This is a genomic window from Streptomyces sp. NPDC037013, assembly GCF_055607265.1.
The window spans coordinates 592,891-614,071 of sequence record NZ_JBVJRV010000001.1 but is presented as its reverse complement, the minus strand read 5'-3'; the positions used below and the strand labels follow the sequence as shown (position 1 = coordinate 614,071).

Here is a 21,181-nt window from a genome sequence, read left to right as displayed (position 1 = left end):
CTGATGGGCCGGATACTCCTGCCACGGCGCCGCCCGCGACGAACGCGTGGGTCCCCCCGACGAAGTGACCCCTCCCTTGTGACGCGCCCGCCGCCCGGCCTCAACCAGTGGCCGTGACCGGCGTCGGACGAGGGGTCCGTGAGGCGGGGCTGGATGCTGCTTCCTGGGCGGCCATGACCTCATCCCCGTGTTCGAAGGCCCACGCTCCGACGGCGTCGATGGGTGCCAGCAAGGTCCGTCCCAGCGGCGTGAGTCGGTACTCGACCCGTGAGGGTGCGTCGGGGTCTGCCTGCCGGGCGACCAGCCCATTGAACTGCAGCCGCCGCAGAGTCTCGGTGAGGACCTTGGAGCTGATGCCCCCGAGCCTCTCCCGTAGTTCGACCGGGCGGCTGGGGCCGTCGCGCAGTGCCCAGAGCACCACGGCGTTCCAGGTGTTGGAGAGCAGGTCGAAGGCGAGGCGGGCGCGGCAGTCGGCGAGGAAGGTGTCGGTCGTCACGTACCAAATGGTGCCCCGGCGGCCTTCTAGCGTCGATGTGAAGGTCAAAGCAGGAACGGAGAGGGGACGCGTCATGAGAATCGGTGTACTGGGAGCCGGCAACATGGCCGACGCGCTCGCCACCCACTGGGTGCGGGCCGGGCACGAGGTGACCATCGGGGGACGGGACGCACACAAGGCGGAGCGGCTCGCGACACGCATCGGCGGGGGCGCGAAGCCTGCCGGTCTGCGCGCGGCGGCGGAGTTCGGTCAAGTGGTGTTGGCCGCGCTGCCCTTCGGGGCGGGGGTGGACACGGTGCGGGACCTGCACGCGGCCCTGGAGGGCAAGGTGCTGATCGACTGCTCCAATCTGGTCGGGCCGGGCTTCCGGCTTCTGACGGAAGGAGGCCCCTCCGCCGCGCAACAACTGGCTGCGGCAGCACCGCGTGCCCACGTGGTCAAGGCTTTCAACCTCTGCCACGAGGGCGTATGGCGCATGCGGCCGCCCGTCTTCGACGGGCGAGCACTGGCTGTTCCGGTCTGCGGAGACGATGAGAGTGCCCTCGCGCGGGTGAATGAGTTGGTACGGGACGTGGGCTGTGAAGCCGTGGCCGGCGGCGGCCTCAACCGTGCCGGACTCCTGGAAGCGACCGCCGCGCTGTTCATCGCCCTATGGGTCGGCGAGGGAGCGGACGCCCAGGCGATCGCCCCTCCCCTGGCATACGCGACCGGACCGGGCCACTAGGAAGGGGGCGGCACGACGGTGGTGGGCGGTGTGCGTCGGGCGATGCGGGTGAGCAGTTCGGTGAGCAGGCCTTGCTCGCCCGGGGTCAGTACGTCGGTCTGCGGCAGGAGCGCCTGGAGCGCGAGCGCCGCTCCGGCGGGGCCCGGCGGCGCCGGGGCGGGCGCGTCGGTGGTGATCGCGGCGATGACCGCTTCCCTCGCCAGGTGGGACACGGTGACGTCCCGGCGGTCCTCGGGGGTGGCGATGAGCGCGAGGGTGACGCCGCCGCCGACCGCATGGACCAGCTGGGCGGCGCGCGCCTCGTCGACCCGGAGGCGGCCCGCCTCGGCGATCCGGTGGATGTGGTCCGCGAGGATCTCCAGCGCGGCGGAGGCGGCGGGCGGCATGGTGCCGGGGCGGGGCTCGGCGTACATGAGGGTGTATAGGGCCGGGTTGGCGAGGCCGAATTCCAGGTTGAGGTTCCAGCCGGTGCGCAGGTCCTCGACGGGGTCTCCCGACGGTTCGAGGGCGGCCTTCGTCCCGAGGTGCGTCGCGAACCCGTGCGCGGCGACCGCGTCGAGCAAGCCCTGTTTGTCGCCGAAGAGCCGGTAGATGGTCGGCGCCTGGACGCCTGCCGCGCCACTGACCGCCCGGGTCGACACCGCTTCGCGGCCGCCCTCCGCGAGCAGCCGGGTGGCGGCGGCGGTGATCCGGTCACGGTTGCTCTCCGGCACGGCGGAGGGTTCGACGTCCATGTTACCAACGATAACAGTAACTCGTTATCGCTTTGCGTATCACCGGAAACGCGCGTACGTTAACGATGGAAACACCACCCACCCGACCCCCTCCAGGAGGCTCCCGTGATCGTCGTCACCGCGCCCACCGGCCAGATCGGCCACCAGGTCCTAGACGTACTGCTCGACGGCGGGCAGTCCGTCCGGGTGATCGCCCGCGACCCCTCGAGGCTGACCCCGCGGACACGCGAACGCGCCGAGGTCGTGCAGGGCTCGCACAGTGACCCCGCGGCCCTCGCCGCGGCGTTCCGCGGCGCCGACAGCGTCCTGTGGCTGGTGCCACCGAACCTTCAGGCCGATGACATCCACGAGCACTACCTCGGCTTCACCCGCCCTGCCTGCGAGGCTTTCGAGGCCCAGCGCATCGAGCGCGTCGTCGGCGTGACCAGCCTGGGCCGGGGTTACGGCCGGCACGCCGGGCTCCTGTCCCCCGCGTTCGCGATGGACGACATGATCGAGCGGACCGGCGTCCACTACCGGGCCCTGGCGATGCCGTTCTTCATGGAGAACCTCCTCAACCAGGCCGAAGCGATCAAGACCCGGGGGACGTTCTCCATGCCCAACACCGCCGACCGCCCGCTGGCGACCGTCGCCACCCGCGACATAGCCTCAACTGCCGCCGCGCTGCTGGCCGATGGCTCCTGGACCGGCCGGTCTACTGTCCCCCTGATCGGCGACACCCTCTCCCCGCACGACATGGCGCGAGTCCTGTCCGAGGTGCTGGAGCGACCCGTCCGCTATCGGCAGGTCGACGGGCGGGAGTACCGGGCAACGATGACGCAGTACGGCATGAGCCCTGCCTGGGCGCAGGGCCTGGTCGACATGGCCGCCGCCCAGAACGACGGCATCTACGATCATGAGGCCGAGCAGAAGGCCACGACCTCGGCCGCGCCGACCGACTTCCGGCAGTGGTGCGAGGAGGTACTGAGGCCCACCGTCACGACCTGAGCGGCATCCTGAGAACCTGTGTCACCGCGACGTGAGCCACGCTGCGAACCCGCTACCCGTGGCCGTGGCGAGAGCCGCCACCAGCCATCCGGGCACGCGCTGAATCGTCAAGTGCAGTCCGCCGCATCGAAGTTCGAACTGCGGAGCCGGTCGGTGTTCCAGCTTGGTTGCCATCAGGACTCCTCACGAGGCGGCGCGGATTCGCGGCCCCCATGATGCCCCCGCTTTACGGTTGTGGATCTTGCAGGAATCCCCGTGAGCGGTCCTACCGGGGTCGTTTTACCTGTTCAAAGGCTTGCGCCACGCCGCGCGAAGCTCAATAAGAGTTCACATCAATCGTGCGGAAGTCCTTGACAGGGGTGCGGTTTGGCAGGCCTTCCCGCCCTTGTCGGAGGTGTCCTGGTCATGCAACACGCACACAAAATGAGCGGTCCGCCGTGGGGGAACCAGGCGGACCGCTCTGTCGTGTCGGTGGACCCACCCCAGGTCGAGTTCCTCGACGAGGTCCCTGACACGACGCACATGGCCGGGGCCCTGGCCCCGGGTGAGCGAGGTCCATGTCCGCTGGTCAGGCGGACAGAAGCGACCTTAGGCGCGCCATCGACGCCGAAGCGTCAAACCACGGGGGTACCTGCCCCTCAACTCCTGCGGTAGCAGGAGTAAACCAGAGTGGTACGTGGACAGGGCGGGCCCCGACGCCGTTACCTGCCCTCCGGGGCGGGCGCCACGTCGTCCAGGCCCTGGTGGCCGCAGCCGTCGGCGAGTTCACGGAGTGCCGAGATCTCGGCGCGGTCGGCGGTCAGGGACCAGCGCAGTTTGGTGGCGATCCAGTCGGCGGCGTAGGTGCAGCGGGCGTCGGCGAGCGGGGGCAGCCATTCGGCGGGGTCCTGCTCACCCTTGTCCCTCTTGGTCGCCGCGGTAACCGCGACCAAACTGCGTTCGGCGTCGAGGTCGTTGGCGTAGTCCTCGCGGCGAGCGGAACTCCAGTGCGCGGCCCCGGAGTCCCACGCCTCCGCGAGCGGCACCACGTGATCGACGTCCAGCGCGCGCGGCTGGGTGACGGTCTTCCCGTCGTAGTACGAGTACCACGTGCCCGAAGCGATCCGGCAGGAGTCCTCGACGACCGGGTCCGTGCGGGACTCGGCGATGAGGACCTCGGCGCGGGTGGAGCAGTCGTCGTGGTCGTCGTCCACCCAGTACTTGAACGCGGTACGCACGTACCCGTCATGGTTCTCCTCGGCCACGGGGAGCCGGCCGATCGCGTCGGTCAGGGTCAGGTGGCCCGGCTGGGGGACGGCGGGCGGAACGGCTGCGGCGGGGCCGGCCGGAGCCGTCAGGGGCAGCAGGGCGAAGACTGCTGTCGTCAGGACGCGTGCGCTCGCTTTGGTCACGCAGGTCGCGTTGGTCATGCAGGTCGCCATAGTCACGTAGGTCACGCAGGCAGTCGTATCGGTTCCGGTGACCGTGTGGGCGGCGCATCGGGCGGATGTCACTCGGGGGGAGGGAACAGTCGTACCGGACGCCCGGCCGCAGCCACCCCGGGCCGGACACAACGCAAGTCCCCTTGAGCGGTGCCGGTTCCCGTGTCGGCCACCATGAACTGCCATGAACCCCACGGACGTTGTAGCGGCCCCGGCAACGGCCGAGGCAAGCCACCACACCGCGTCGGGATCCGCCGCGAGGCCGGTCACTCATGCGTCGCCCCCCTGGGGCGAGACGCGAAAGAGTCGAGTCCCACCCCGGCTGCGGGGCGATCGCGGCGCGGTGGCCGGGTCACTCCGTGACGGTGGGAGGGCACCCCATGAACGGGCGCACCTCCAGCCACTCGTGGATCGGCTTGCCACCGGCTCCGGGGGCGGCCGACAGTTCACCGGCCAGCTCGATGGCCCGCTCGTAACTGTCGACGTCGATCACCATCCACCCGGCGATGAGGTCCTTGGTCTCCGCGAACGGACCATCGGTGACCGGCGGACGCCCCTCCCCGTCGTACCGGACCCACGCGCCCTCGGGCGCCAGTGCCTGGCCGTCGACGAACTCGCCGGTCTTCTCCAGCGTGGCCGCGAAGTCGTGCATGTACTGGATGTGCGCCGAGACCTCTTCGGGTGTCCACTGGTCCATCCGCACGTCGTTCACCGGAGCCGGGGCGCCGCGGTAGTGCTTGAGCAGCAGGTACTTCGCCATCGTCGTTCTCCTCGGTGCTGTGCGACCCGTTCTGGCCGCGCTCACTACGGGGACGGAGCCGCTCGGGGGTTCTCGACATCGCCGTCCAACTCTTTTTGACCTCCGCGTGGCGGTCAGTCGGTCAGGGCGCGGGCCGGAGCTGGATCGTGACGTTCCGCGCACGGTCTACGGCGCGACTCTCCTTGACCACTTATGCGCTTCAGCGGCCCTTGCGATATAGGCGCAAGAATGGCCTCGCCAGCCTTAAACTGCAGCGAATTGAGAGGTGATTTGCGCCCCATATCCCAACCGGCGCCGATTAACACCGCAGGAAGGTAAACTCGCCACATGGACGCAGGACTAGCCGCCGTGTGCGGCGCTTTGGCGGGTTCCCTCGGCACTATCGGTGCATCGCTTGCAGCCGGCTGGTGGCAGCGCGAGAGCGCCCAAATTGCCGTACGGGCCGACCATAAGAAGGAACAGCGTCAGCCTCGCTACGATGCCTACAAGGCGTTTTCTTCAGCCTGTGCCGAGTTGGCCGAAATCGCACGGTCACGGGAAACAGGCGACGACGCGTTCCAAGCCGCCCGCGCACTGGAAACCGAGGTCAGGGCCCAGTGGGTAGAGATCTCCCTCCTCGGCCCCGCTTACGTCCTCGCACCGGCTAATTCTCTCAGAGAAAGCAGCCTGCGCATTAGATCCGCCATGTACAGGGCTTCACGCGCCGGGAGTACCGAAGACGGCGACTCTCCAGAGTCACGGCAGAGAATTACTGACGAGATATACGAAGGTTTCGCACTGCTCGATTCGGTTGCAGATGTGGTGTACCGCGACTTGGAGTCCTTTACTTCCGCTGCACAGCAAGCTATAGAAGATGACGGCAGCAAGAATAAGGGTCGACCGCGCTAAAGCATCCGCCCACGCGCGTGCGGGCGGAGCCCCCCGCTCGCGCCGCGCGCTCTCAGAACACCGACCAACCCGTCACCGTCGTGAAGTGGTCGAGTGCCGCCACGCCCGCCACGGAGTTGCCGTACGAGTCCAGGCCCGGGCTCCAGACGCACAGGGTGCAGCGGCCCGGGATCACCGCGACGATGCCCCCGCCGACGCCGCTCTTGCCCGGCAGGCCGACGCGGTAGGCGAAGCTGCCCGCCGCGTCGTACGTCCCGCAGGTGAGCATGACCGCGTTGACCTGCTTGGCCTCGCGCGCGGGCAGCAGGCGCGTGCCGTCGCGGCGCAGCCCGTGCCGGGCCAGGAAGGCGCCCGCGAGGGCGAGGTCCCGGCAGCTCATGCGGATCGCGCACTGCCGGAAGTAGTGCTCCAGGACCGTGGCCACGGGATTGTCGAGGTTGCCGTAGCTCGCCATGAAGTGCGCGAGGGCCGCGTTGCGGTCGCCGTGCTCGGCCTCGGAGGCCGCCACCACCGGATCGAAGGCGAGGTCGGGGTTGCCGCTCTCCTCGCGCAGGAACTCCAGCATCGTCGTCCCGGCGTCTCCCGTGAGGCTCTGCAACCGGTCCGTGACGACCAGTGCGCCGGCGTTGATGAACGGGTTGCGCGGGATGCCGTTCTCGTACTCGAGCTGGACCAGCGAGTTGAAGGGGTTGCCGGACGGCTCCGTGCCGACCCGGTCCCAGATGCGCTCGCCGCCCTCCGCGAGGACGAGCGCGAGGCTGAAGGCCTTGGAGATGGACTGGACGGAGAAGGGCTCCTGCCAGTCCCCGACGCCGTGCACCTCGCCGTTGACGTCGGCGACCGCGATGCCGAAGCGCTCGGCGTCCACGTCCGCGAGCGCCGGGATGTACTGCGCCACCTGACCGCGGCCCACCAACGGCCGGGCGAAGGCGGCGACTTCCTCGAGAACGGCCTGGTAGTCCACAACCTGAGCTTTCTGCTTCTACGATGCGGCCGTTCGTCCTGAAAGGCCGCTTCATCCTGAAAAGCCGCTGGTTACGGGCTATGTCTGCGGCCGCGTCGACAGGATAACGTCTGGCCGGGATCATCCCCGTACGGGCTGCGGCGCGTGACGGATGACGGGTGACAGGTGAGTCTGCGGGGTGGTGTTCGCCGCTCCGGGGAATCGGACTCGGGGAGAGTGCTGTGATCCGCGCCGCTATGGTGGTGGCCGTTTTGGTTCGCCGCGCGTCTCACGGCGCCCGTGCCGCCACCCAGTTCGGAGTCCCGCAGTGCTTTTCGACGTCACCCGCGGCGAGCTCGCCGGCATCTTCGGCGAGGGCCGGCTCGCGACCCTGCCCGCCACCGCGTTCCCGCCGCTCGCCGCGGACACCGAGGGCGCACGCCTTCTGCGGACCGTCGGCCTCCCCACCGGGACGCTCTCGCTGCGCGAGCCCGACGGGGAGACCGGTCGGCTGCCTCTCGTCCGGGATGTCGTCGACACCGAGGAGTTCGAGGACGCCCCGGCGGGCGCGGAGGTGTGGCCCGTCATCGGCTGGCTGCTCAACGCCCACCTCGCCCTCGATCCCGTATCCGGCACGGTGCACGCCTTCGACCCCGACGAGGAGACCGTGCGGGAGACCCACACGGATGTCTCCTCCCTCGTCCACGTCACCGCCCGGTTCCAGCGCCTGCTCGACGAGTTCCCCTTCAGCGGCGGCGACGAGGACGCGGACGGCGACGAGGACGCCGACTTCGAGCGGCTGGAGGGCGAGGTCGAGCGGATCCGTCAAGCGACGAGCAGCGTCGACCCCCTCCCCTTCAAGGACGACGAGACCCTCTGGTCGGTGGTCGGCGACGAGATCGCCGCGGGCCAGCGCTTTCGGGGCGACAGCCCGGGAGCCCACTCCCTCTACGGATGAGCGGGACGGCAGGCCTTCGCCCGTCTCTGCCGAAAGACAGAGGCCCGGATCGACCCTGAGGTCCACGGCCGTCCGCTCGGCCCGGTCGATACTGGCGGTGTGTCTCTCATCTGCCGTTTTCTCCGTCGCGTCCCGTCCGGGCGGGACGCTCAGACACGTCCGGGAGCGGTGGCCCGGGCCGTCGCCGAGGCGGGCGGAGTCGCCGTGGCCGCGCTGTGCCTGTGGGCGGTCGCCGTGCGGCTGTGGGATCTTCCGTACGCCGGGTTCCAGCTGCTCGCGGTCCCGGTCGCCGTCGTCCTGTTCGCGCTGCGGCGGCTCGGGCCAGGCGTTGTACTCCTCGTCCTCGCCGTCCTGGCCGGGGCGGCGCCCGTCGTCGGCCCGGTGACGGCCGCCGCCGCGTACACCGTGGCGATCGGCACGGTCCGCTCGCGCCGCCGGTTCCGGCTGCTGGGCGGCGCGAGCCTGCTGACCCTGGCCGCCGCGACCGCGGCCGGCCCCTCGACCGGCCCCGGCTCGACCGCCTACGGCCTGGAACTCGGCGTGGTCATGGCCGTCACCGCCGTGGTCGTACCCGGCCTGGTCGGCACGGTCGCCGGACAGCAGGACCGGCTGCTGTGGGCGCTCCGTGAACGCGGCGACGCGGCCGAGCGGGCCCGCCGGTCCGCGGACAGTGAGGCCCGCACCCACGAGCGGTCCCGGATCGCCGCCGAGATGCACGACCTGGTGGGCCACCGGCTCAGTCTCATCTCGCTGCACGCCGGCGGTCTCGAACTCGCCCTCGGCCAGGCCGACCCCGAGCTGCGCGAGGAGGCCGTCCTGGTCCGGCGCACCACCGGGGACGCGATGCGCGAGCTGCGGCAGGCGCTCGGGGTGCTCGGCCCGCTCGGCCGGGACACCGGGCCGGACGCGCTCACCGACGCCACCGGCACCCGTTCCGACGTCGAGGCCCTGGTCGCCGAGTCCCGTGACGGGGGGATCGCGGTACGCCTGGAGTGGAGCGGCCCCGACCTCGACGTGTGCCAGCCCCAGGTGCGGCGCGCGGTGCACCGGGTGGTACGGGAGGCCCTCACGAACGTGCACCGGTACGCGCCGTCCTCCCACGTCACCGTGCGGGTGGCGCACGGCGACGGGACGGTACGGGTCACGGTCCGCAACGGCGCGTCCACCACGGCGGCGGCAGTCGGCACGCGGCCCCAGGCGGGGGCGGGGCACGAGGTCGGGTCGGGGCGCGGTCTGGCGGGTCTGCGGGAGCGGGTCGAGTTGCTGGGCGGCACCTTCGAGACGAGTACGCCCCCGTCCGGCGGGTTCCAGGTGGCGGCGACCGTCCCGACGGAACCCGCCGACACCGTCACCAGGGAACCGGCCGCGGCCGGCACGGCGGCCTCCCCGCCGGACGGGTCCGACGAGGACGCGGCGCTGCCGTGCGGCCCGCTGACCGCCAGGGCGCTGATGTTCGTCCTCGGGGCGGCGGCGCTCTGGGTGCTGATGACGCTCGCGGTCAGCATGGTCTACAGCCAGCCGAGGGGCGCGGAACCGCCGACGCGGCCGCGCCTCGGCATGACGTACCGGGAACTGAAGGGCATCTACGACAGTCCGGCGGTGCGGGCCGCGGCGACCGGGCACGAGCCGCCGCGGCCCGCCGGCGCGGTGGGCTGTGTCTACCCGCCCGCGGGCCCCGACCCCCGCCCCGGCACCTTCACGATCACCCGCTACTGCTTCGACGCCTCGCAACGCCTCATCTCCATCGACCGCTTCACCGTTCCGACCCTGCGGGACGCCCCGCCCTGGGAGACCTCATGACCCGCCCCACCGACCCGATCCGCGTGCTGCTCGCCGACGACGAGGCGATGATCCGGCACGGGGTCCGCCTGATCCTGCGGCACGCCGGGGACATCGACGTGGTCGCCGAAGCCGCCGACGGACACGCGGCGGTCGCGGAGGCCGCGGCGCACCACCCGGACGTGGCGCTGGTGGACATCCGGATGCCGCGGTGCGACGGACTGGCCGCCATCGCGCCGCTGCTCGCCCTCGAACCCGCGCCCCGGGTGGTGATGCTGACGACCTTCGGCGACGACGACAACGTCGTACGGGCGCTGCGGGAGGGAGCCGCCGGGTTCCTGCTCAAGGACGAGGGCCCGCAGGAGCTGATCAGCGCGGTCCGGGCGGCCGCCGCGGGGGACGCCGTGCTCTCGCCGGGGGTGACCGGGACGGTGATCTCCCGGATGCTGCGCTCCGGTGCCTCGCGGGACGCCGGGGAGGGGCCGGCGGACGAGCGGCTCGACCGGCTCACCGGCCGGGAGCGGGAGGTCCTCGCGATGCTCGGCGAGGGGCTTTCCAACCAGGACATCGCCGGGCGGCTCGGCATCGGCGTCGGCACGGTCAAGACCCATGTGGGCGCCATCCTGGACAAAACCGGCTCGGCGAGCCGCGTGCAGGCCGCGCTGCTGGCCCACCGGGCCGGGCTGGCCTCCTGACCGGGCTGGCTTCCTGACCGGGGGCCGGCCGGTCTCTTGACCTCGTCGCGACCGGCCTCCTGCCCAGGCACCGCCGATCTCCTGGCTCGGCCGTCGCCGGTCGGCTCTGTCCGGTCGCCGCCGCTCTCTGTCCGGTCGCCGCCGGTCTCTGTCCTCCGGTAGAGGACGGGCAGCGGACGTCGGTCCTTCGACAGAGGTCAACTCCCGCCCACAGCACGACGTTTTCGCAGCTCAGGGCCGTGAGGATGGATGCGTCCCCCGGGTTCGCGGCCTCTCGCGGGCCCTCGCACGCCATGCGGAGCTGCCATGTCACAGACGTTCCCTTCCTCCCACGCGTCCTCCAGCGCGCCCCTTACGGAACCGGCCGCCCGGGCCCATGGCCTGACCAAGACCTACGGGAAGGGAGAGACGAGGGTGACCGCGCTGGACGCGGTGTCGGTGGAGTTCGCGCGGGGCCGTTTCACGGCCGTCATGGGCCCCTCCGGCTCCGGCAAGTCCACGCTGATGCACTGCATGGCGGGCCTGGACCCGGTCTCGTCGGGCTCCACCCGGATCGGTGGCGTCGAACTGTCCTCTCTGAATGACCGTCAGCTGACCGAGCTGCGGCGGGAGAAGGTCGGCTTCGTCTTCCAGGGGTTCAACCTGCTGCCCACGCTGACCGCGCTGGAGAACATCGTCCTGCCACTGCGGCTGGCCGGCCGGCGCCCGGACCCGGCATGGCTGGACACCGTGGTCGCCACCGTCGGCCTCGCGGACCGGCTCGCGCACCGCCCGGCCCAGCTCTCCGGCGGCCAGCAGCAGCGCGTCGCGGTGGCCCGGGCCCTCGTATCGCGGCCGGAGATCGTCTTCGCCGACGAACCGACCGGCAATCTCGACTCGCGTTCCGGCGCGGAGGTGCTGGGCTTTCTGCGCGACTCGGTACGGGAACTGGGCCAGACCGTGGTGATGGTGACCCACGACCCGGTGGCGGCCGCCTACGCGGACCGCGTCGTCTTCCTCGCCGACGGCCGTCTCGTGGACGAGCTGCACGAGCCGAGCGCCGATGCCGTACTCGACCGGATGCTCGCCTTCGACGGGCGGGGCCGCGCCGCCTGACCGGGTGCGTCGCCTGACCGGCTGCGCCTCTGCCGCCCGCTGTCTGTGCGGTTCACCCCCTCCACCCCGTCCAACCCCCTCCGAAAGCACCCCATGCTGCGAACAGCCCTGCGCAACGTCCTTGCGCACAAAGCCCGTCTGCTCATGACCGTCCTCGCGGTCTGTCTCGGTGTCGCGTTCATCACCGGCTCCCTGGTCTTCGCCGACTCGACCGCCGCCGCCTACCGCGCCTCCATGTCCCGGAACTACGCGGGCATCGACGTGAGCGTGACGCCGAAGTCCCCTCCCGGGACCTCTGCCGCGAAGCAGTACGGCGCGCTGGACGATGCCCTGGTGCGCAAGCTCTCCGGACTTCCGGGCGTCGCCTCCGTACGGCCGGTGGCGGACGGGTCGGTCACCCTGGCCGCCAAGGACGGCACGCCGATGAGGGCCGACAGCATGATGGGCAAGTTCGGCGCGGCGTACACGCCCGGTCCCGACGGCGAGGACAGCCGTTACCCGCTGACGTCCGGCCGCGCGCCCCGCAACGACCGCGAGGTGGCGCTGGACGGCGGGACCGCGTCCGCCGCCGGATACTCCCTGGGGGACAGCGTCACGCTCACCAAGAACGGGCCGGTCCTCAAGAAGCGTCTGGTGGGCCTGGTTTCCACCGAGGACAGCCGGGTGAGGTCCGGCGGCACCCTCGCGGTGTTCGACAAGGCCACCGCGCAGAAGCTCTTCGCCGCTCCCGGCCGCTACAACCAGATCGACCTCACCGCCACGCCGGGCACCGGCCAGGCCGAGCTGGCCGGACGCGTCACCGCCGTGCTGCCGGGCGAGCGGGCCGAAACCGTCACCGGGGCGGCCCAGGCCGATCAGCAGTCCGCCTTCATCGGCACCAAGACCCACAGCTACGAGCGGCTGCCCATGATGTTCGCCGCGGTCTCGCTGTTCATCGGCACGTTCCTCGTCGTCAACACCTTCACCATGCTCGTGGCGCGCCGCCGGCACGAGATCGCGCTGCTGCGCGCCATCGGTGCCACCCGGCGCCAGGTGGTCCGCTCCGTGCTCGCCGAGGCCGCCCTCGTCGGACTCGCCGCGTCCGTACTCGGCTTCGTCCTGGGCCTCGGGGTCGCCGCGGCGCTGCCCGGTGTGCTGGACACCTCCGGTGACCTGCTGCCCAGCGGACCGCTGGTGATCGGCCCGGCCACGGTGCTCGCCTCGCTCGTCGTCGGGGTCGGCGTCACCGTGGTCGCCGCCTGGCTGCCCTCGCGCCGCGCGGCGCGGATCGCGCCCGTCGAGGCGATGCGTACGGCCGAGCGGCAGCCCTCCGCGGCGGCCTCCCGCGTCCGCGGCATCCTCGGCCTGGTCATGGCCGGTTCCGGGGCGGGTCTGCTGCTGTCGCTGAGCGGTGCGACCAGCGCCTCCGACGCCAATGTGCAGTCGGCGATGGGCGGAGCGGCCCTCTTCGTGGTCGGCCTCATCGTGCTGGCCCCGCTGCTCGCCTCGCCGGTGATCCGTTTCCTGAGCCGCTTCACCGGCCGCGCCGGGGTGGTGGGGGACCTCGCCCGCGAGAACACCCTGCGCGACCCGCGCCGTACGGCCGCGACCGCCGCCGCGCTGATGATCAGCACCGCGCTGGTCTCCGGTCTCGCCGTCATCGACCGGTCCACCGATCAGGCCCTCGACGCCCAGGCGGCCGCCGGGCTCAGCGCCGACTACGTCATCAGCACCCGCAGCACCACCACCGGGGTCGGCTCCGCCGCCGTCGAGCGCGTCGCCGACGTGCCGGGCGTGCGGACGGCCACCGCCGTGGCGGACTCCACCATCACCGCCGGGTCCTCGGCCAAGTCGATCTCGGGAGTGGATCCGCGGGCCGTCGACGACGTGATGAAGCTCGACTTCCTCAGCGGCTCGGCGAAGCGCCTCCGTCCCGGCACGATCGCCGTCTCCCGAAGCTTCGCCCGGGACCATCACGTCACGACCGGCGACCGGATCGAGGCGGGCATCGGCCCCGGCACCGGGGACCGCGACCGCCCGTACACCGTCGTCGGCGTCTACCAGGACAACCCCACGGCCCAGGACGTCCTCGGCTACCGCGGCGACGTGCAGGCCCACGGCTATCTGCGCGCCTCCGTCCAGCGCATCCTGGTCCGCACCACCGACGGTACGGTCTCCCGGGACCTGGCCGACCGGTTGCGGTCCGCCGTGAGCGACAGCCCGCTCCTGAAGGTCCAGAGCCGCGACCAGCTCGTCCGGGAACAGGCGGGCGTCGCGGGCGAGTTGATGACCATGGTGTTCGGGCTGCTCGGCATCGGTGTCCTGATCTCCGCCCTCGGCATGGTCAACACCCTCGCCATGTCGGTCGCGGAACGCACGCGTGAGATCGGCGTCCTGCGCGCCATCGGCATGGACCGCTCCGGTGTCCGCCGCATGATCCGGCTCGAGGCTGTCGGCGTCGCCGCCTTCGGCACCCTGCTCGGGGTGGCGGGCGGGCTGTTCGGGGCGTGGAAGGTCAGCGGCCTGGCCAACGGGGCGATCCCCCAGTACTCCTTCTCCCTGCCCTGGGGCACCCTCGCCCTCGTGATCGTCCTCTCCCTCACCACGGGCGCGGTCGCCGCCGCGCTGCCCGCCCGACGCGCCGCCGCCCTCAGCCCCCTGCGAGCCGTCACGGACGCCTGAGGCGCGGGGCCCCGCCTCCCCCGCACCTCGCCGGTTTTGCCGGAACGGCAACGAGAGATGCCATGCGCGCGAGCCCCGCCGAGACTGGCCCCACGGAAACCGAGGGGAAGGAACCCGATGGAGCTCACGGACGCCGCGACCTACTGGGACAAGTTCTACGCGGAGCTGCCCGCGCCCGCCGATCCGCAGCCGAACGCCCGGCTCGTCGAGACGGTGACCGCGCTCCCCTCGGGGGAGACACTGGCGCCCGGCGACGCGCTGGACATCGGCTGCGGGGGCGGCGGCGACGCGTTGTGGCTCGCCGGGCTCGGCTGGCGGGTGACGGCTCTCGACGTCTCGGCCGTGGCGACCACGCGGCTGACCCGACTGGCCCGCTCGCGCGGCCTGGGCGACCGGATCACCGCCCGGCAGTACGACGTACGCGCCGCGCTGCCCGAGCTGGAGTGCGATCTGGTCACCGCCCACTACTTCCACGCGCCGTACGAGCAGGACAGGGCTGCCGTCCTGCGCTCGGCCGCCCTGCTGCTGCGGCCGGGCGGGCGGCTCCTGGTCGTCGATCACGGGTCGACGGCGCCGTGGTCGTGGAACCAGGACCCCGACGTGCGGTTCCCCACCCCCCACGAGGTCGCGGAGCAGCTGCGGCTCTCTCCCGCGCAGTGGACCGTCGAGCGCGCGGACATGCCGCGCCGGACCGCGGTCGGCCCCGACGGGACCACGGCCGAGGTCATCGACCACGTGCTGCTCGTCCGCCGCAACCGGTGAGCCGCCGCTCCGACGAGCACTGAGCCGGACTCGCGTCGGTGAAGAAGAAGGAAGAGGAGAAGGAGCACCCCATGGCCACCGCCCGCACCCCGCGCCGCAAGGACGCCCCTCCGCCCCGCACCGCGAACACCGAGGCCGACGTCCTGCGCGGCTTCCTCGACTACTTGCGGGAATCGGTCGCGGCGAAGGTCGAAGGCGCGGCTGAACCTCAGGTCAGGACCGCCGCCGTGCCCTCGGGGACGAATCTGCTCGGCCTCCTCGACCACCTCACCGCCGTCGAGGGCGCCACGTTCCTCGGTGAGAGGGTCACCGACTGGCAGGCGACGTTCCACGCGGCGCCGAAGGACGGTGTCGCCGACGTCGTTGCGCGCTACCGCTCCACCGTCGAGCGGGCGAACCAGGTGCTCGACACCTGCACGGACCTCGGCGAGCCGCTTCCCCGTCCGGGACGCGCGGGCCCGGCGCCCAGCGTGCGCTGGGCACTGACCCATCTGATCGAGGAGACCGGCCGTCACGCCGGGCACGCGGACATCCTCCGTGAACTGATCGACGGCAGCACGGGCCGCTGAGGCGCGCCACCCGTCTCTCGCGACGGGGCGTCCCGCGGCTCGCTCCTACCGGCGGCCGCCGTAAGATCCCGGGATGACTGCCCCCGACCACGTCTCGCACGGCCCCCGCGTGGCCATCCGCCGCATCCGCCGCGAGGACTACGAGGAGATCACCCGGCTGCGCGAGGAGAGCGCGGAGATGCTCGACCGCTGGCTCGGCGCCCGCGCAACCACGGTGGAGGCGTTCCAGGAGTCCCTCGAACGGTTCGAGCGGCCCACCCACGAGGGCTTCGTGGTCTGCCTCTTGGAGACGGGCGCGATCGTGGGAGGCGTCAACATCAACAACATCGTCCGGGGCTCGCTGCAGAGCGGCACGCTGGGCTACACCGCGTACGCCTCCACCACGGGGCGCGGTTACCTGACGGAAGGGGTGCGGCTCGTCGTCGAGTACGCCTTCGGGCGGCTGGGGCTCCACCGGCTGGAGGCCAACATCCAGCCCGACAACGTCTCGTCGCTGAATCTCGTCAGGCGTCTGGGGTTCCGGCGGGAGGGATACTCCGTGGCGTTCCAGTTCGTGGGTGGCGCGTGGCGGGACCACGAGCGGTGGGCGCTCACGGCCGGGGACCGTGTGGGCGGTGAGGTTGGCGCATATGGTACTGGCCTCAACTACCGTGACCCCAGGGGCTGTTGACGTACGGCGGGACGGCGCATCACGATGAGGGCCCCTTCCGTGGGGGCTCCCCCACTCTGTCTCGCGGAGGTCACAGTGCGTTTGTCCTCATGGCTCGGCGGCCTCGCGGCGGCCGTGCTGACCCTGTCCGTCTTACCGGCCTCCACCGCGGCCGCGGCCGCCGATCCGTCCCCGCCGCTGGAGATTCCCGCGGCCGAACTCGCCAAGGCGCTGCACTGCCAGACGGACCTGGACGACATGCGCGCGGGCGACGACAGGCCGACCGTCATCTTCGTGCCGGGCACCGGGCTCAAGGGCGAGGAGAACTACGCCTGGAACTACATGGCCGAGCTCAAGAAGAAGGGCTACCAGTCCTGTTGGGTGGACTCCCCCGGGCGCGGGCTGCGGGACATGCAGGAGTCCGTCGAGTACGTGGTGTACGCGGCGCGCACCGTCCAGGAGCACACAGGGCGCAAGGTCGACCTGGTCGGGCACAGCCAGGGCGGGCTGCTCGCGGCGTGGGCGCTGCGTTTCTGGCCGGACCTGACGGAGAAGGTCGACGACGTGGTGACGCTCGGCTCGCCCTTCCAGGGGACCCGGCTCGCCAGCCCCTGCCGGCCGATCGCCGAGATCGCCCGCTGCCCCGCCGCCGTGCTGCAGTTCGCCCGTGACTCGAACTGGACCAAGGCGCTCGCCGACGGCGGCACGCCCATGCCCGCGGGACCGTCGTACACCACGATCTACTCGTACGCCGACGAGTCCGTGATCGCCGACGGCCAGGCCCCCTCGCTGCCGGGCGCGCACCGTATCGGGGTCCAGGACATCTGCCCGGGGCGGCCCTGGCCCGAGCACATCACCATGGTCGTCGACCAGGTCACCTACGACCTGGTCGACGACGCGATCGAGCACCCGGGTCCGGCCGATTCCGGGCGGATCGACCGCGCGCACTGCGCCAAGCCGATCATGCCGCTCAACAGCGAGGAGGCCGTCAACGCCCTGCCCGGCCTGCTCAATTACCCGATCGAGCTGATCCTCCACAGCCAGCCGTGGGCGGACCGGGAACCGGAGCTGCGCGACTACGCCCGGTGAGGTCAGGCGGCGTGCGGGATGATCGTCCGGTACTTGCCGCCCGACCCCTGGCGCGGCGGTTCCTCGGCCCGTTCCACCTTGACGTTGTCGAGTTTGTTGTCGGCGAGCAGGCGGGACAGCCCGTCGTGGGCGCGCTGCCACACGCGGTCCGCGTCGGCGCCGGGCGCCCGGACCATGCGTACGCGCAGGGTCGACGGTTCCGTCTGCTCGATCTGGAAGAGTTCCACTCCCGGCATGCGGTCGAAGAGGCTGCTGAAGGCCAGCGGGGCGAGCCTGACGTCGTCGCCGCGGCCGGAGGGGAACGTGAGGATGTCGCCGGCCCGGCCCTGGACGCGGATCGCGGGTGAGGTGGCGCCGCAGGGGCAGGGGTCGGGGCGGAGCATGACGCTGTCGCCGAGGTCGTACCGGAGGAACGGCTGTACGCGGTTGGCGAGGTTGCTGATCAGGACGGTGTGGGAGAACTCGCCGGGCGGCGTCGGCTGTAGGTCGGCGTCGACCGGTTCGAGCACGGCCCAGTCGTCGTTGACGTGGTACCAGCCCTCCACGCAGCCGTGGCTGAGGTAGGTGCACTCCGTGGCGCTGTACATCGTGCGCACCTTGGCGTCGAAGGCCTTCGCGATGCGGTCGGTGTCGCTCTCGCTCATCGTCTCGCCGGCGGGCTCGACGAGCACCGGGTCGATGTGCAGGCGGCCCGCTTCCTGTTCGGCGGTGAGCAGCATGATCGTACTGGCGTAGCCGATGACGAACGCCGGGCGGTAGTCGTTGAGTTCGGCCACCAGCTTCTCCATCGGCTCGTGCACGGAGAGGGCGCGCAGGAGTTTGCTGCGGCCGCCGCCCTCCAGCTCCATCCGGGAGTAGCCGGCGAAGCCGACGTAATGCCCTTCGGTGGCGACGAGTTGGGCGAAGCGGCCGCCGTGGGCGATGGCCCTGGCGATGCCGAGGGGGCCGAGCCAGGAGGCGAGCACCTGGGAGGAGACGGCGGAGGACACGTTCATGTACCGGTCGTCGAGCACGAAGAGGCCGCGCCTGCCGCTGGTGCCCGAAGTGGTGGCGACCAGGTAGCGGCCGAGGAAGCGCCGGCCGATCAGTTCGGGGTCGTCGGTGAACGCCCGTACTTTCTCGAAGGTGATGTCCCGGTCCGTCGTCCAGTCGTCGAAGTGGTCCATCAGCTGCTTCTTGTCGGTGACGGGCAGCAGCGTCGGATCCTCGACGCGTTCGGGCAGCCCCTGGTAGAGGCCCCGGTAGTACGGAGAGGCGGAGCGGGCGTAGGCGACCAGGTCGGCCAGCCGGTCACCTCGGCGCCGCGCGACCGCGTCCGCACCCTGTTTGCGGGTCCGGCGGATGTCCCGCATCAGCCACGACATGCTCTCGCTCTCGCTCATCGTCTCGTGCTCCTTCGGTGGCGGGGCCGGCCGATGGCCGGTTCGCCGGAGGGCGGCGGGGAGTCACGCCCAGGCGTCTTCCTCGCCGCTGGTGTCGGGGGGTGGCGGTCCGTCGTGGCGGTGGGCCGGTGGGCGGGCGTGGGGCCGTTCGGCCCGGCCGGCCGCTCCGACGGACTCGGGTGAGGTGGCCGGCCTCGGGCGGGGCCGGCCCCCGACCGACCGTGTTCCCGCGGCTCGCGCTCTTCACCCATGGCACGACGATCGCGGATACCCCACCGGCCAGGGGCCCTTGAACGCGACATAGTCACCCCAAAAGGTGACAACCCCGCCTCGAAGGCATACCGGGCCCTCCTCGGTCGACCCCCGCCGGCGCGCACCGGCCCCGTCCCGGGGCCCCGGCGAGAAACAACCGGCCACAATCGCGTACGGGGCAATCGGGCCGACCACCACATACGGAAAGCGGACCCTTTCCCTTGAGTAAAGGAGAGGGGGAGGAAATTTCGCAGGCCAACGGGTGGCAGCGATCGGCAAACCAGGGGGACGTAATATTCCCGCAAAGATGCGCTCACGTTCGGGCGGCGCTCAATTCCAGGAGGACTCAAGCGGGACTCAAGCGCGCCCCATGGACCTTCGCCATCCACGCCACTCGACTGACCAGCCGATACCCGCCGGGGCCCGCGACCGCCCGGCCGTGCGGGGCGTTGCAGCGGCCCGCGCATTACCCGCTTCCCCCCGAAGCATTCACACAGAACGTACTTCAAACTTGCCGTCCTGGATTCGATCATTCAGCAATGCCGCACATAAAGAGAAGGGAATGTCTCATTCCGCCCTGTCGTGGCCCAACCGACGTTGCCCTTTAAACTTCGAGCTGCGCATGATCAGGAGCGGCTAAGTGATGCGACGACACCGTTGTCAGCGTTCCTGGCGAAGGGAAATATCTTGCCTGCCTCCCCCACACCCGATATGTCGGACTCATGGATACGTCGTTTCCGGCCCCGGCCGGAAGCCGACGTCCGCCTGGTCTGCTTCCCCCACGCGGGTGGCTCGGCCACCTACTACCACCCCCTCGCGCAATCCCCCACCCTGCTGCCCGACGCCGAGGTCCTCGCGGTCCAGTACCCCGGGCGCCAGGACCGGCGCAGGGAGCGGCTCGTGGACGACATCCCCGAGCTCGCCGACCTGATCACCGAGGCGCTCACCCCGTACGAGGACCGGCCGTTGGCCCTCTTCGGCCACAGCATGGGCGCCGTGCTCGCCTACGAGGTCGCCCGGCGCCTGGGCGACCGGGGCCAGGAGCCCCGCCACCTGTTCGCGTCGGGGCGCCGCGCCCCCTCCCGCTTCCGGCCCGGCACCGTGCACCTCATGAGCGACCCCGAACTCGCCGCCGAACTGCGCCGGGCCGGCGGCACGGACCCCATGTTCCTCGACGACCCGGAGCTGCTCGCGGAGATCCTCCCGGTCGTCCGCAACGACTACCGGGCGGTCGAGCTGTACCGGTGGAGTCCGGCACCCCCACTGGCGTGCCCCGTCACCGCGCTGGTGGGCGACCGGGACGCACAAGCCACCCGCGACGACGTGGCGGCCTGGCGCGAGCACACGGAGGGCCCCTTCGACCTCAGGGTCTTCCCCGGCGGCCACTTCTACCTCAACACCCACCAGAAAGGTGTCTCCGAGATCATCTCCAAGGCCCTGACGGACACCGCACGACAGCCCGCGACGGCAAGGGGGACGACCCGATGAGGTACGAGATACTGGGACCCCTCCGCATCCAGAACGGCAACAAGTACTCCACCATCAACGCGCAGAAGGTGGAGATCGTCCTCACCGTGCTCCTGATCCGCGCGGACCAACTGGTCTCCCTGGAGCAGCTCATGAGGGAGATCTGGGGCGAGGACCTGCCGCGCCGCGCCACCGCGGGGCTGCACGTCTACATCTCCCAGCTCCGCAAGTTCCTGAAGGTCCCCGGCCAGGCCGGCAATCCGGTGGAGACCCGGGCGCCGGGTTACGTGCTGCGCACCGGGAACGACCGGATCGACGCCCAGGTCTTCCCCGAACTGGTCGACGAGGGCCGGTCGCTGCTCCGGGAGAAGCGGTACGAGGAGGCGGCCGAGCGGTTCGGTCAGGCGCTGGCGCTGTGGCGCGGCCCGATCCTCGGACAGGGCGGCAACGGAACACTCGCCAACGGCCCGATCATCGACGGGTTCTCGACATGGCTGTCCGAGATCCGCCTGGAGTGCCAGGAGATGCTCGTCGAGTGCCAGCTCCAACTGGGCCGCCACCGGGAGGCCGTGGGCATGCTGTACGCGCTCACCGCCGAGAACCCCATGTGCGAGGCGTTCTACCGGCAGCTCATGCTGGCGCTCTACCGGTCCGAGCGGCAGGCCGACGCGCTGAAGGTGTACCAGGCCGTCCGCAAGACGCTCAACGACGAACTGGGCCTCGAACCGGGGCGCCCGCTGCAGGATCTGCAACGGGCCATACTCTCCGGCGACATGCAGCTGATGACACCGCCACTGGCCCTCTCCGGCAGCTGACCGGACCATCGCGGGCGTACGCTCACGGAGGAGGCATACGCCCGCGATCCGGCAG

Annotated in this window: 20 protein-coding genes; 14 read left to right on the top strand and 6 right to left on the bottom strand. The window is 71.2% G+C overall.

Going from position 1 to position 21,181, the window contains the following annotated elements; all coding sequences use genetic code 11:
• Positions 1–100: 100 nt before the first annotated feature.
• Positions 101–496 (bottom strand): winged helix-turn-helix transcriptional regulator, encoded by a 396-nt coding sequence (locus ACZ7DY_RS02420; RefSeq protein ID WP_471128957.1) that lies wholly within the window; start codon positions 494–496, stop codon positions 101–103.
• A gap of 73 nt (positions 497–569) precedes the next feature.
• On the opposite strand from ACZ7DY_RS02420, the gene ACZ7DY_RS02415 reads away from it, so the two are divergent.
• The gene (locus ACZ7DY_RS02415) at positions 570–1,220 is read left to right on the top strand and encodes an NADPH-dependent F420 reductase (protein WP_471128956.1); all 651 of its coding nucleotides are present in this window, start codon (positions 570–572) and stop codon (positions 1,218–1,220) included.
• Here ACZ7DY_RS02415 and ACZ7DY_RS02410 read toward each other — a convergent pair.
• On the bottom strand, positions 1,217–1,954 hold the full coding sequence (locus ACZ7DY_RS02410) for a TetR/AcrR family transcriptional regulator (protein WP_471128953.1): 738 nt from the start codon (positions 1,952–1,954) through the stop codon (positions 1,217–1,219). The two genes, ACZ7DY_RS02415 and ACZ7DY_RS02410, sit on opposite strands and share 4 nt — an antisense overlap.
• 105 nt (positions 1,955–2,059) lie before the next feature.
• Here ACZ7DY_RS02410 and ACZ7DY_RS02405 point away from each other — a divergent pair, with 105 nt between their 5' ends.
• The gene (locus tag ACZ7DY_RS02405; RefSeq protein WP_471128951.1) at positions 2,060–2,941 is read left to right on the top strand and encodes an NmrA family NAD(P)-binding protein; all 882 of its coding nucleotides are present in this window, start codon (positions 2,060–2,062) and stop codon (positions 2,939–2,941) included.
• A 701-nt stretch (positions 2,942–3,642) separates the two neighbouring features.
• Here the strand turns inward: ACZ7DY_RS02405 and ACZ7DY_RS02400 are convergent.
• Together ACZ7DY_RS02400 and ACZ7DY_RS02395 are read right to left on the bottom strand one after the other, a co-directional pair.
• Positions 3,643–4,350, bottom strand: coding sequence for an HNH endonuclease family protein (locus ACZ7DY_RS02400; protein ID WP_471130197.1), 708 nt, complete (start codon positions 4,348–4,350; stop codon positions 3,643–3,645).
• A gap of 364 nt (positions 4,351–4,714) precedes the next feature.
• Positions 4,715–5,122: a YciI family protein gene (locus ACZ7DY_RS02395; protein WP_471128948.1), complete on the bottom strand. Its 408-nt coding sequence runs from the start codon at positions 5,120–5,122 to the stop codon at positions 4,715–4,717.
• Between the two features lie 327 nt (positions 5,123–5,449).
• Between ACZ7DY_RS02395 and ACZ7DY_RS02390 the strand changes: the two genes are divergently transcribed.
• Positions 5,450–6,010, top strand: coding sequence for a hypothetical protein (locus ACZ7DY_RS02390; protein WP_471128947.1), 561 nt, complete (start codon positions 5,450–5,452; stop codon positions 6,008–6,010).
• Between the two features lie 52 nt (positions 6,011–6,062).
• Here ACZ7DY_RS02390 and ACZ7DY_RS02385 read toward each other — a convergent pair whose 3' ends face one another.
• Positions 6,063–6,974: a glutaminase gene (locus tag ACZ7DY_RS02385; RefSeq protein ID WP_471128945.1), complete on the bottom strand. Its 912-nt coding sequence runs from the start codon at positions 6,972–6,974 to the stop codon at positions 6,063–6,065.
• A gap of 307 nt (positions 6,975–7,281) precedes the next feature.
• Here ACZ7DY_RS02385 and ACZ7DY_RS02380 point away from each other — a divergent pair, with 307 nt between their 5' ends.
• The 9 genes from ACZ7DY_RS02380 (at position 7,282) to ACZ7DY_RS02340 (ending at position 17,210) form a co-directional block, all read left to right on the top strand.
• Complete coding sequence (locus tag ACZ7DY_RS02380; RefSeq protein WP_471128943.1) at positions 7,282–7,911, top strand: SUKH-4 family immunity protein; 630 nt, start codon at positions 7,282–7,284, stop codon at positions 7,909–7,911.
• A gap of 168 nt (positions 7,912–8,079) precedes the next feature.
• Positions 8,080–9,711 carry a sensor histidine kinase gene (locus tag ACZ7DY_RS02375; RefSeq protein ID WP_471128941.1) on the top strand — a complete coding sequence of 544 codons (1,632 nt, stop codon included), beginning with the start codon at positions 8,080–8,082 and terminating at the stop codon, positions 9,709–9,711.
• A complete protein-coding gene (locus tag ACZ7DY_RS02370; protein WP_471128939.1) occupies positions 9,708–10,385 on the top strand; it encodes a response regulator in 678 nt (225 codons plus the stop codon). The genes ACZ7DY_RS02375 and ACZ7DY_RS02370 overlap by 4 nt, the downstream gene beginning before the upstream one ends.
• Before the next feature lie 306 nt (positions 10,386–10,691).
• Positions 10,692–11,480, top strand: coding sequence for an ABC transporter ATP-binding protein (locus ACZ7DY_RS02365; protein ID WP_471128936.1), 789 nt, complete (start codon positions 10,692–10,694; stop codon positions 11,478–11,480).
• Positions 11,481–11,573: 93 nt separating this feature from the next.
• On the top strand, positions 11,574–14,141 hold the full coding sequence (locus tag ACZ7DY_RS02360; protein WP_471128934.1) for an ABC transporter permease: 2,568 nt from the start codon (positions 11,574–11,576) through the stop codon (positions 14,139–14,141).
• A gap of 117 nt (positions 14,142–14,258) precedes the next feature.
• Positions 14,259–14,903: a class I SAM-dependent methyltransferase gene (locus ACZ7DY_RS02355; protein ID WP_471128931.1), complete on the top strand. Its 645-nt coding sequence runs from the start codon at positions 14,259–14,261 to the stop codon at positions 14,901–14,903.
• A gap of 71 nt (positions 14,904–14,974) precedes the next feature.
• The gene (locus tag ACZ7DY_RS02350; RefSeq protein ID WP_471130195.1) at positions 14,975–15,472 is read left to right on the top strand and encodes a DinB family protein; all 498 of its coding nucleotides are present in this window, start codon (positions 14,975–14,977) and stop codon (positions 15,470–15,472) included.
• Between the two features lie 73 nt (positions 15,473–15,545).
• Positions 15,546–16,142 (top strand): GNAT family N-acetyltransferase, encoded by a 597-nt coding sequence (locus ACZ7DY_RS02345; protein ID WP_471128929.1) that lies wholly within the window; start codon positions 15,546–15,548, stop codon positions 16,140–16,142.
• 75 nt (positions 16,143–16,217) lie between these two features.
• Positions 16,218–17,210: an esterase/lipase family protein gene (locus ACZ7DY_RS02340; protein ID WP_471128927.1), complete on the top strand. Its 993-nt coding sequence runs from the start codon at positions 16,218–16,220 to the stop codon at positions 17,208–17,210.
• Positions 17,211–17,212: 2 nt separating this feature from the next.
• On the opposite strand, the gene ACZ7DY_RS02335 is transcribed toward ACZ7DY_RS02340, so the two are convergent.
• Positions 17,213–18,592 carry a phenylacetate--CoA ligase family protein gene (locus ACZ7DY_RS02335; RefSeq protein WP_471128925.1) on the bottom strand — a complete coding sequence of 460 codons (1,380 nt, stop codon included), beginning with the start codon at positions 18,590–18,592 and terminating at the stop codon, positions 17,213–17,215.
• A gap of 963 nt (positions 18,593–19,555) precedes the next feature.
• On the opposite strand from ACZ7DY_RS02335, the gene ACZ7DY_RS02330 reads away from it, so the two are divergent.
• Together ACZ7DY_RS02330 and ACZ7DY_RS02325 are read left to right on the top strand one after the other, a co-directional pair.
• Positions 19,556–20,332 (top strand): thioesterase II family protein, encoded by a 777-nt coding sequence (locus ACZ7DY_RS02330; RefSeq protein ID WP_471128923.1) that lies wholly within the window; start codon positions 19,556–19,558, stop codon positions 20,330–20,332.
• Positions 20,329–21,126 (top strand): AfsR/SARP family transcriptional regulator, encoded by a 798-nt coding sequence (locus tag ACZ7DY_RS02325; protein WP_471128921.1) that lies wholly within the window; start codon positions 20,329–20,331, stop codon positions 21,124–21,126. The genes ACZ7DY_RS02330 and ACZ7DY_RS02325 overlap by 4 nt, the downstream gene beginning before the upstream one ends.
• Positions 21,127–21,181: the final 55 nt, after the last annotated feature.

Excerpts from the sequence above, each read along its gene's own strand:
- ACZ7DY_RS02415 (WP_471128956.1), top strand. The coding sequence starts at position 570 with ATGAGAATCGGTGTACTGGGAGCCGGCAACATGGCCGACGCGCTCGCC.
- ACZ7DY_RS02410 (WP_471128953.1), bottom strand. The coding sequence starts at position 1,954 with ATGGACGTCGAACCCTCCGCCGTGCCGGAGAGCAACCGTGACCGGATC.
- ACZ7DY_RS02400 (WP_471130197.1), bottom strand. The coding sequence starts at position 4,350 with ATGACCAACGCGACCTGCGTGACCAAAGCGAGCGCACGCGTCCTGACG.
- ACZ7DY_RS02395 (WP_471128948.1), bottom strand. The coding sequence starts at position 5,122 with ATGGCGAAGTACCTGCTGCTCAAGCACTACCGCGGCGCCCCGGCTCCG.
- ACZ7DY_RS02390 (WP_471128947.1), top strand. The coding sequence starts at position 5,450 with ATGGACGCAGGACTAGCCGCCGTGTGCGGCGCTTTGGCGGGTTCCCTC.
- ACZ7DY_RS02370 (WP_471128939.1), top strand. The coding sequence starts at position 9,708 with ATGACCCGCCCCACCGACCCGATCCGCGTGCTGCTCGCCGACGACGAG.
- ACZ7DY_RS02365 (WP_471128936.1), top strand. The coding sequence starts at position 10,692 with ATGTCACAGACGTTCCCTTCCTCCCACGCGTCCTCCAGCGCGCCCCTT.
- ACZ7DY_RS02360 (WP_471128934.1), top strand. The coding sequence starts at position 11,574 with ATGCTGCGAACAGCCCTGCGCAACGTCCTTGCGCACAAAGCCCGTCTG.
- ACZ7DY_RS02355 (WP_471128931.1), top strand. The coding sequence starts at position 14,259 with ATGGAGCTCACGGACGCCGCGACCTACTGGGACAAGTTCTACGCGGAG.
- ACZ7DY_RS02350 (WP_471130195.1), top strand. The coding sequence starts at position 14,975 with ATGGCCACCGCCCGCACCCCGCGCCGCAAGGACGCCCCTCCGCCCCGC.
- ACZ7DY_RS02345 (WP_471128929.1), top strand. The coding sequence starts at position 15,546 with ATGACTGCCCCCGACCACGTCTCGCACGGCCCCCGCGTGGCCATCCGC.
- ACZ7DY_RS02335 (WP_471128925.1), bottom strand. The coding sequence starts at position 18,592 with ATGAGCGAGAGCGAGAGCATGTCGTGGCTGATGCGGGACATCCGCCGG.
- ACZ7DY_RS02330 (WP_471128923.1), top strand. The coding sequence starts at position 19,556 with ATGTCGGACTCATGGATACGTCGTTTCCGGCCCCGGCCGGAAGCCGAC.
- ACZ7DY_RS02325 (WP_471128921.1), top strand. The coding sequence starts at position 20,329 with ATGAGGTACGAGATACTGGGACCCCTCCGCATCCAGAACGGCAACAAG.